The sequence below is a fragment of the Lysobacter sp. A286 genome, from assembly GCF_054052105.1.
Genome location: NZ_JBSVRJ010000008.1, coordinates 1 through 8,119, shown reverse-complemented (window position 1 = coordinate 8,119; position 8,119 = coordinate 1). Strand labels below are relative to the sequence as shown.

Here is an 8,119-nt window from a genome sequence, read left to right as displayed (position 1 = left end):
GGTCTGCTGTTCGCTACTGCGCGCCTAACAATTCGTTCAAGCCGAAGCCGCTTCGCGGATCGGCTTAACTCAGGCGTTAGGTGCACAATGAAAATTTCTCTGCAATTGTTGATGTGTGTTGGGCTAGGGGCGTGGCTCTTTTACGTCTCAGAGTTCGTCGGGCCTTGGCTATTCCCCTCTGACTCTAACGGCGTTTTTGTGGGCCCTACCGCCAATGCGCAAGCGCTTAAGCAGTTCGTACTTCTCACTACCAGCCACCTCTGGTGGCTACTACCTGGCCTAATCTTCGGCTACCTATCACACCGCAAACCCCTGGTCAGCGGAGCCTTGTTGGGGGCCGGAATTAGTGTGGCCATGTTTTTGGCATTGCTTGGCATGTCTGGTTTTTCTCGCTACGAGCACGTAAGCGCAATCTATGGTCCCACGCTGCTGGGCGACCTTCTGTACTTGCCCCCTATATTCACTGGGTGTCTTCTTTCTTGTGCTTTAGGTGCGGCGCTCAAGCAGCGTCGGTGCACCTAACAATTCATTCAAGCCGAACCCGCTTCGCGGGTCGGCTTAATTCAGGCGTTAGGCCCCTTGTTGAGCAAACTCGCCAGCTTCGTAGATCACAGAACTACTCGCGGCGCTCTGGCGGCCGTCTTGATCGTTGCATGCGTGCTGCTTGGGCCATTGTCAGTTCTTGCTGCAGCATTCGGCCCTAGGGAGCCTATCCTTATGGCATTGGGCCTGTGCGGTCTTGCTGGGCTTATCGGCGCATGCGCTCGCCTCTGGCTCGGGCCACGCTTCTTCCACGCATCACGCTGGGTCAAGTCCTTCGTACCAGCTTTCCTTGCACTTGGGACGGGCGCTGCTATTGCTGCTTCGTTCGCTCTTCCTTGGCATATCTACATGGCTACACTCATGCCCTTGGTCGGGCTGTTGGGCTTGGTACTTCTGGCTGGCTCCATCAGACCGGGGCCTAACAATTCATTCAAGCCGAACCCGCTTCGCGGGTCGGCTTAATTCAGGCGTTAGGGGGCTTATGAGAGTATCTACGTTGGCATGCATTCTTTTCTTGTCCGGGTGCAATCAAAGCCCTTATCGGGAGCCATTACCCGGTCAAGACGCTGCACACCTAACGATACAATCGTCGGGCGTTGGATTTGAGGTCTTTGCAGCCTTTGAAGACGCCATTTGCACTCCACCAGGATCAGACCTTGCGTGGTTCCAAAGTCCCGACAGTTCCAAAGAAGTTTCGCTGCATGCGAACAAATCCATCTATGTACTGTCAGTCCAAAGAATAAACGCAGGCATTCGAACTAGTCCGAGCGGCCCGGAGACGCTAGCCAAATACTGCAAGTTGCTGGTCAGCTTCACGCCGCTCCCCGGCCATCACTACACGTACAAGCACACTGGCAGCCCTGCTGAAGGGTGTGAGGTAAGCTTGATTGATCTGGCTACCCAACACCCGCCTACCACGTTCGAAGCACATGAGCCTAGGGGCACGTGCAATCAGTGAGGCGCCCCCTAACAATTCGTTCAAGCCGAAACTGCTTCGTTACACCAAAGGCATGGCAGGAAAAGCTTGCCATGCCTTTGGCTCCACTACGCAGTTCGGCTTAACTCAGGCGTTAGGCGGCTAGACTATCTCTGTCGTTCATCAACTAAAGGGGAACAACCATGGGGATGGTTTTTTGTAGGGGTTGCGGCAAAGAGATCCACGAGACGGCGCCGGCATGTCCGCTATGCGGAGCATTGCAGGTCGGTCCAACGCAACCCACATCAGGGCGCAGCGTCGGCAAGCTAATTGCATGGGGATTTGTGTGGGTGTGCGTTTTCTGGCTTGTGTCGTTGTTCTTCGCAGGCATGTTCGCAGGCGCCCTCGATCCAGAGAATGCTAGCGCCGTCGGTGAACGTGCCGGAGAGGCCCTCGCCGCCCCATTCCTTCTACTAGCAATCCTGGTGTCCGCTCTGCTTACCTACCTCGGCAAATTGCCCGGTACAAGAGTAGCCGCCTAACAATTCATTCAAGCCGAACCCGCTTCGCGGGTCGGCTTAATTCAGGCGTTAGGCGGCTAGACTAGCTCTGTCGTTCATCAACTAAAGGGGAACAACCATGGGGATGGTTTTTTGTAGGGGTTGCGGCAAAGAGATCCACGAGACAGCGCCGGCATGTCCGCTATGCGGAGCATTGCAGGTCGGTCCAACGCAACCCACATCAGGGCGCAGCGTCGGCAAGCTAATTGCGTGGGGATTTGTGTGGGTGTGCGTTTTCTGGCTTGTGTCGCTGTTCTTCGCAGGCATGTTCGCAGGCGCCCTCGATCCAGAGAATGCTAGCGCCGCCGGTGAACGAGCCGGAGAGACCCTCGCTGCCCCATTCCTTCTACTAGCAATCCTGGTGTCCGCTCTGCTTACCTACCTCGGCAAATTGCCCGGCACAAGAGTAGCCGCCTAACAATTCATTCAAGCCGAACCCGCTTCGCGGCTCGGCTTAATTCAGGCGTTAGGCCGCAAGACAGACTTTCGTCGCCGTATTGACAGCTTTATCGAGCATTTCGGCTGGTTGGTCGCATTCCGGTTGCCTATGGCTCCACCGGGGTGCAACGTAACCCCTCCCGTCCAGGTCGCAAGGAGACCAGACATGAAGGCGCTCATTGCCTTGGTTGCATGGTGCATCCTCTTTGTTCTTTGCTGGCCACTCGCCCTACTGGCTTTGATCCTCTGGCCAATTGTCTGGCTTCTTGCCCTCCCATTCCGCTTGGTAGGCATCACATTCTCTGCGTTGTTCGCACTCTTGCAGGGTATTCTCTTTCTACCTGCGCGCCTCCTTGGCTGGCGCTCTGGGTCAATGCAGGGACACCGTGCGCCAGCGGCCTAACAAGTCGTTCAAGCCGAACCTACTTCGCTACACCAACAACATGGCAGGTTAAGCTTGCCATGTTGCCGGCTCCGCTACGCAGGTCGGCTTAACTCAGGCGTTAGGCGCACTCTTGAACATTCTCGTCAGGCACAGAAACGTCACCACCCCACCGGGCTACCTGGAGAGGGAGTGTTGCCTCGTGTCTTACGCAATGCCTTTGTGCAAGTATTGCTTCGTGCTTTGCCATGAGCCCACCGATCCGGATCATCCCAGCATCGACCTCTCAGTCATGAGCTTCTTCGTGTCTGAAGCACATGAGCTTTCTGCCAAAGTCACGGGTAACGCCCACTCCTTCGTCATAATTCACAGCGGCGGCTTTGTCAGAAAACGCGATAATTTGCATCTGCACGTTTTCGTGATCCGGCGGCGCTGGCAGAAAGCATGGCTGTACACTCTTCTTGCAACAATCCACACCACATCCGCAGTAAGGCGCGCTGCTCTCAAGCTCATCGGTCGTGCGCCTAACAATTCGTTCAAGCCGAAACCGCTTCGTTCCGGCAAAGGCATGGCATAGAAAGCCTGCCATGCCTTTGCCTCCACTACGCGGTTCGGCTTAACTCAGGCGTTAGGCCGCATGACCGGTTATCGCTTCACCTCAAACTTATTTGACGTTGAGCCCGGCGAGGACGAGGAGATCAATCCTCGTATGTACGGGCGACAACTTGCCACGTGGCTCAGAAGGCAACTGGAGCAGCGCGGTCACAACATTGAGTGCATCGTTGCCGAGGATTGGGGCCGCTGTCTCATGTGCTCTGACGAGCAATTTGCGTTGTGGGTCGGCTGCGGCAGCTCTGTTGACTACGACACCGCCCGGCCAGGCGACCCACCGCCACCTAAAGAAAGCATCGTCTGGCATTGCTTCTCGGAGGCGGAGCTTTCTCTCTGGCAGCGCTTGGTCAAGAGACTGGACGCTGGCTCCGCGCTGGCAAAGCTGGACAGCGACCTCCATGACATACTCACCAGCGAGGCTGGCATCCGGCTGGTGGAAGTACGCAGCAATGCGGCCTAACAATTCGTTCAAGCCGAACTTGCTTCGTTACACCAAAGCCATGGCAGAAAGAGCTTGCCATGGCTTTGGCTCCACTACGCAAGTCGGCTTAACTCAGGCGTTAGGCCGCACATGACAGATCTCGGGCTCACCCACATAGCACTTCCAGTTCGCTCGCTTGATGAGAGTGTTGCGTTCTACGAAGAATTCGCAAACATGCATGTCGTACATAGCCGACCTGGCGTGGTTTGGGTTAGCGACCGGACAAGGCCATTTGCAGTCGTTCTCATCGAAACATCAGGCGAGATCCATCCGCTCCTACCTATGGCTCATTTGGGGGTTGGCGTTTCATCCCGGGCGGAAGTTGACCGCCTTTGCAAACTTGCAGTTCAGAACAACTGTCTTGCGCGTGAGGCGGAGCAGATGGAGCCACCTGTCGGGTACTGGGCACTCATTCGCGACCCTGACGGACATACTCTCGAGGTTTCCTATGGTCAAGATCTTGCGGGCATTGTCGAGAGCGCGGCCTAACAATGCGTTCAAGCCGAAGCCGCTTCGTTCCGCAAAGCACATGGCAGGTAAAGCTTGCCATGTGCTTTCCTCCACTACGCGTCTCGGCTTAACTTAGGCGTTAGCTCATGAACCACATCGGGTTGGGTGTCCTTTTCGCAACAGCAGCGCTCTCGACTGCGGCCTCGGCTGCATCACCTGCGTCAATACAGGAATGGGCAGCTACGGTAGGTGCCGCGGTCAAGGCACGGTGGCATTGGCCGCTAAACTACGTGCCTACCGCTTCGTCCTGCCGCACTTGGGTGCGCGTGGCTCCCAATGGTGACGTAATGGAACTCAAGGTGCTGGATGACGCTTGCGCCCAAGATTTCGTGCTCAGGGACTCACTAGAAAGGGCAGTGCTCCTGGCGCAGCCTTTTCCGGCACCGCCGGATCCGTCTATCACGCAACAGGGCGTAGTAATGCGCTTTCGGGTTGCACCGTGAGCTAACAATTCGTTCAAGCCGAACCTGCTTCGCTACACCAACAACGTGGCAGGTAAAGCTTGCCACGTTGTCGGCTACGCTACGAAAGTCGGCTTAACTCAGGCGTTAGGGCTCACATGAGTGATCACGTGCGTATGTGGGAAGAGCTCCTTAGCCCTGAGATCACTCGAGAGCGGTTGGTGTCGGCTTCGTTGTACATCGCCGCGTTCGAAATTCTCAAGCAATCGATCTGCGATCGAATACGTGACTTCTACTGTTTTGGATTCGATGTGTCCGGAGACCTCGTAAGCCCGAAGTATCAATCTGAGGTTTTGTCCAGAAACGGCAGTCGCCTTTACGCATCCCTGAGCTGGCTCCAAGAACATGACGTGCTTGATACGTCTGATATCGAATCCTTCGACAGAGTTGAGAAGGCTCGTAACGATTTAGCCCACAATCTTCAAGGTCTCGTGTTTGGCAGCCTGCCGTCCAGTCACGTACAAGTCTTTCCGGAGCTTGTTGCGCTGATTCGCAAGATAGAAACATGGTGGTTGTTAAACGTGGAGATGCCAACAAACCCGGACTATGATGGTCAAGAGATTCTGGAAGAGCATGTTGTTCCAGGGCCGGTGATCATGCTGCAGATCATGCTAGAGGTGGCTTCCGGCAACTCTGATTTCCTTAAGCAGGGTCTGGCGGGTGACCCCTAACAATTCGTTCAAGCCGAAACCGCTTCGTTACACCAAAGGCATGGCAGGAAAAGCTTGCCACGCCTTTGGCTCCACTACGCGGTTCGGCTTAACTCAGGCGTTAGGCGGCGCTGGAGCATCACTGGGTATCTATGACTTACTTGCATTGGGTGTTTCGGTTTGCGTACCTCGGCCACCGGGCGCAGGGCCATGACAAGAGCCTTGCCGCTTGGGAAGCTGCGTCTCTTGTTTGGCTGCAAGCGTGCCTTGCGCTGCTTGCACCGCTCAAGCTTCTTGTCCTACTTCTGGGCGCCGAATACCTGCTACTTCAACTTGCGAACAACTTTGGGTTGTCCGCTCACTTCCAAGCGGCAATTTTTGCCATGGCTGCGGTTCTCGCTGTCGCTCTCGCATTGGTATGCGCTCGAGTGCACATACAGCGGATTCAGGGCGCAGTGGAAGATATGCCGCAGAAGCCAAAAGTTAGCTTCCTTGTGCTCGTCTGGACGGTGGGCATGGTCGGTCTGCTAACGTTCTCGTACGCGGGCAGGACCGGATGCGGGTTTTACTCAATCTCGCTTTCGGCTCTTGTCCTAGTTTTTTCGTTTGTGCGTAAAAATTCGGCGGAAGGGCCGCAAGGCGCCGCCTAACAATTCGTTCAAGCCGAACCTACTTCGCTACACCAACAACATGGCAGGTAAAGCTTGCCACGTTGTCGGCTACGCTACGCAGGTCGGCTTAACTCAGGCGTTAGGCCGCTCAACATGCGCTGTCAGCTAGTCATTCAACTCCAAGGCAACACGATCGGTGACTACGACGCACTCGTCGCGCTCGAGGAGCAGTTAATTGAGGCGCTGGGAGAGTCCGCTGAGGTTGACGGTCACGATATAGGCTCCGGTGAGTCAAACATCTTCGTGCTGACTGACACTCCAGAGGCAACTTTCAGCCTTGTCCGGCCAGTCTTGCATCAGCTCAACCTACTAGGTGTTGTTGCGGTGGCGTATCGCTCAGTTTCCGGTGGACAGTACACTTCGCTATGGCCCCCACGACCTTCAGGGCCGTTCTCGGTTGCATAGTGCAGCCGCGGCCTAACAAGTCGTCCAAGCCGAACCTGCTTCGTTACAGCACCGTCGTGGCAGAAAAAGCTTGCCACGCCGTTGCCTCCACTGCGCAAGTCGGCTTAACTCAGGCGTTAGGCGTCACACCACAGCTGTTCCACGTACACACAAGGGGATTCTCATGTTCAAGAAATTGCTCTTCAGCGCGTCTGTCATTGCAGTTCTGTTCGCATCCGGTTGCGCATCCGTCCCGATGGCTCCTGCAACGCAAGATGCTGCCCTCAAAACGTTTGCTGCTCCTCCACCCGACAAAGCGGCACTCTACATTTACAGGAACAGTCTCGCGGGACAAGCCCTAAAAAAGAACGTGTATGTAGACGGCGAATTCCTTGGTGAGAGCGCGAATAAGGTCTATTTTTACAAAGAAGTCGCGCCCGGCCAACACGTACTCTCCACCGAGTCAGAGTTCAGCGATAACGCTCTCACTCTCGACGTCAAAGGTGGTATCAACTACTTCATTAGGCAGTACATAAAGCTAGGAGTCTTCGTCGGTGGCGCGGGCCTAGAGGTCGTTTCCGAAGAAGAGGGGAAGAAGAACGTGCTTGAGTCACGCTTGGCAAAATAGCTATGTATGCGTCACCGGCTGTGCGGTTGCAACGCCGGTGACGCCTAACAATTCGTTCAAGCCGAACCTACTTCGCTACACCAACAACATGGCAGGAAAAGCTTGCCATGTTGTTGGCTCCGCTACGCAGGTCGGCTTAACTCAGGCGTTAGGCCCCATGAGACAGATCATCGATGGCCATTGAATCCTGCACAACATGGGAATGCGTCAACAGCTTCGCCAACTGGCTTGCTGCAATTGGCACCATCCTCATCACTGGCTTGGCACTTTGGCTGTCCGTTCGTGATCGACGGGTTAACCTTAAAGCGGCACTAACACTCGGGTTGCTGCCCTCTTCCAATCCAGACATCCTTGATAGGGCTGTGTTTGTCCTCTCTTTTGCCAATGTTGGGCCGCGGCCTGTAACGGTGACGAACCATTGTTGGGTGCTTCCGCTTGTAAAAGGCATTGTTTTTCTTCAGCCATACAGAGATGCGCGCGTTGCGAGCCTCTGTTCCAAGCTCCCAATGGAACTTACGGCGGGAAAGAGGGCCACGCCTTCTATCCAGACGACTTTTTTCTATTGCTGGATGACCCAGACAAGTTTTTGTTCCACAAAAATCGCTACGTTGCTTGGCTACGCATCAAGTTCTTCAAAGTCCGCGTCGTGACAACTGCAGGCGCCAGGCCATACGTCAAGGTTGCTCGCGCTGTTAGGCAGCGACTGTGGCATCAGTACAATGGGGCCTAACAATTCGTTCAAGCCGAACCTGCTTCGCTCCACGAACAACATGGCAGGTTAAGCTTGCCATGTTGTCGGCTACGCTACGCAGGTCGGCTTAACTCAGGCGTTAGGCCGCATGCAAAGCTTGCAAATGGAGTTCGTGGAAATCGAGGGAGGTGC

General features: G+C 55.2%; 9 protein-coding genes. All 9 read left to right on the top strand.

Going from position 1 to position 8,119, the window contains the following annotated elements:
* The first annotated feature begins 2,623 nt into the window (after nucleotides 1-2,623).
* The 9 genes from ACW7G0_RS14060 to ACW7G0_RS14020 all read left to right on the top strand — a co-directional run bounded on the left by ACW7G0_RS14060 (nucleotide 2,624) and on the right by ACW7G0_RS14020 (nucleotide 7,886).
* Nucleotides 2,624-2,860 (top strand): hypothetical protein, encoded by a 237-nt coding sequence (locus ACW7G0_RS14060; RefSeq protein WP_456990605.1) that lies wholly within the window; start codon nucleotides 2,624-2,626, stop codon nucleotides 2,858-2,860.
* 112 nt (nucleotides 2,861-2,972) lie between these two features.
* On the top strand, nucleotides 2,973-3,416 hold the full coding sequence (locus ACW7G0_RS14055; RefSeq protein WP_456990603.1) for a hypothetical protein: 444 nt from the start codon (nucleotides 2,973-2,975) through the stop codon (nucleotides 3,414-3,416).
* Nucleotides 3,417-3,476: 60 nt separating this feature from the next.
* Complete coding sequence (locus ACW7G0_RS14050; protein ID WP_456990601.1) at nucleotides 3,477-3,911, top strand: hypothetical protein; 435 nt, start codon at nucleotides 3,477-3,479, stop codon at nucleotides 3,909-3,911.
* A 111-nt stretch (nucleotides 3,912-4,022) separates the two neighbouring features.
* Complete coding sequence (locus ACW7G0_RS14045) at nucleotides 4,023-4,421, top strand: VOC family protein (protein WP_456990599.1); 399 nt, start codon at nucleotides 4,023-4,025, stop codon at nucleotides 4,419-4,421.
* Between the two features lie 107 nt (nucleotides 4,422-4,528).
* Nucleotides 4,529-4,885, top strand: a complete 357-nt coding sequence (locus tag ACW7G0_RS14040; protein ID WP_456990597.1) for a cell envelope integrity protein TolA — start codon at nucleotides 4,529-4,531, stop codon at nucleotides 4,883-4,885.
* A 116-nt stretch (nucleotides 4,886-5,001) separates the two neighbouring features.
* Nucleotides 5,002-5,574 (top strand): hypothetical protein, encoded by a 573-nt coding sequence (locus ACW7G0_RS14035; RefSeq protein ID WP_456990595.1) that lies wholly within the window; start codon nucleotides 5,002-5,004, stop codon nucleotides 5,572-5,574.
* A gap of 131 nt (nucleotides 5,575-5,705) precedes the next feature.
* Entirely contained in the window at nucleotides 5,706-6,203 is a 498-nt protein-coding gene (locus ACW7G0_RS14030; protein ID WP_456990593.1) for a hypothetical protein, read from the top strand.
* Nucleotides 6,204-6,792: 589 nt separating this feature from the next.
* Nucleotides 6,793-7,236 (top strand): DUF2846 domain-containing protein, encoded by a 444-nt coding sequence (locus ACW7G0_RS14025; RefSeq protein ID WP_456990591.1) that lies wholly within the window; start codon nucleotides 6,793-6,795, stop codon nucleotides 7,234-7,236.
* Nucleotides 7,237-7,409: 173 nt separating this feature from the next.
* Nucleotides 7,410-7,886 carry a hypothetical protein gene (locus tag ACW7G0_RS14020; RefSeq protein WP_456990589.1) on the top strand — a complete coding sequence of 159 codons (477 nt, stop codon included), beginning with the start codon at nucleotides 7,410-7,412 and terminating at the stop codon, nucleotides 7,884-7,886.
* The last annotated feature ends 233 nt before the right edge of the window (nucleotides 7,887-8,119 follow it).

Coding starts and splice junctions, on each gene's coding strand:
- ACW7G0_RS14060 (WP_456990605.1), top strand. CDS start 2,624: ATGAAGGCGCTCATTGCCTTGGTTGCATGGTGCATCCTCTTTGTTCTT.
- ACW7G0_RS14050 (WP_456990601.1), top strand. CDS start 3,477: ATGACCGGTTATCGCTTCACCTCAAACTTATTTGACGTTGAGCCCGGC.
- ACW7G0_RS14045 (WP_456990599.1), top strand. CDS start 4,023: ATGACAGATCTCGGGCTCACCCACATAGCACTTCCAGTTCGCTCGCTT.
- ACW7G0_RS14040 (WP_456990597.1), top strand. CDS start 4,529: ATGAACCACATCGGGTTGGGTGTCCTTTTCGCAACAGCAGCGCTCTCG.
- ACW7G0_RS14035 (WP_456990595.1), top strand. CDS start 5,002: ATGAGTGATCACGTGCGTATGTGGGAAGAGCTCCTTAGCCCTGAGATC.
- ACW7G0_RS14030 (WP_456990593.1), top strand. CDS start 5,706: ATGACTTACTTGCATTGGGTGTTTCGGTTTGCGTACCTCGGCCACCGG.
- ACW7G0_RS14025 (WP_456990591.1), top strand. CDS start 6,793: ATGTTCAAGAAATTGCTCTTCAGCGCGTCTGTCATTGCAGTTCTGTTC.
- ACW7G0_RS14020 (WP_456990589.1), top strand. CDS start 7,410: ATGGCCATTGAATCCTGCACAACATGGGAATGCGTCAACAGCTTCGCC.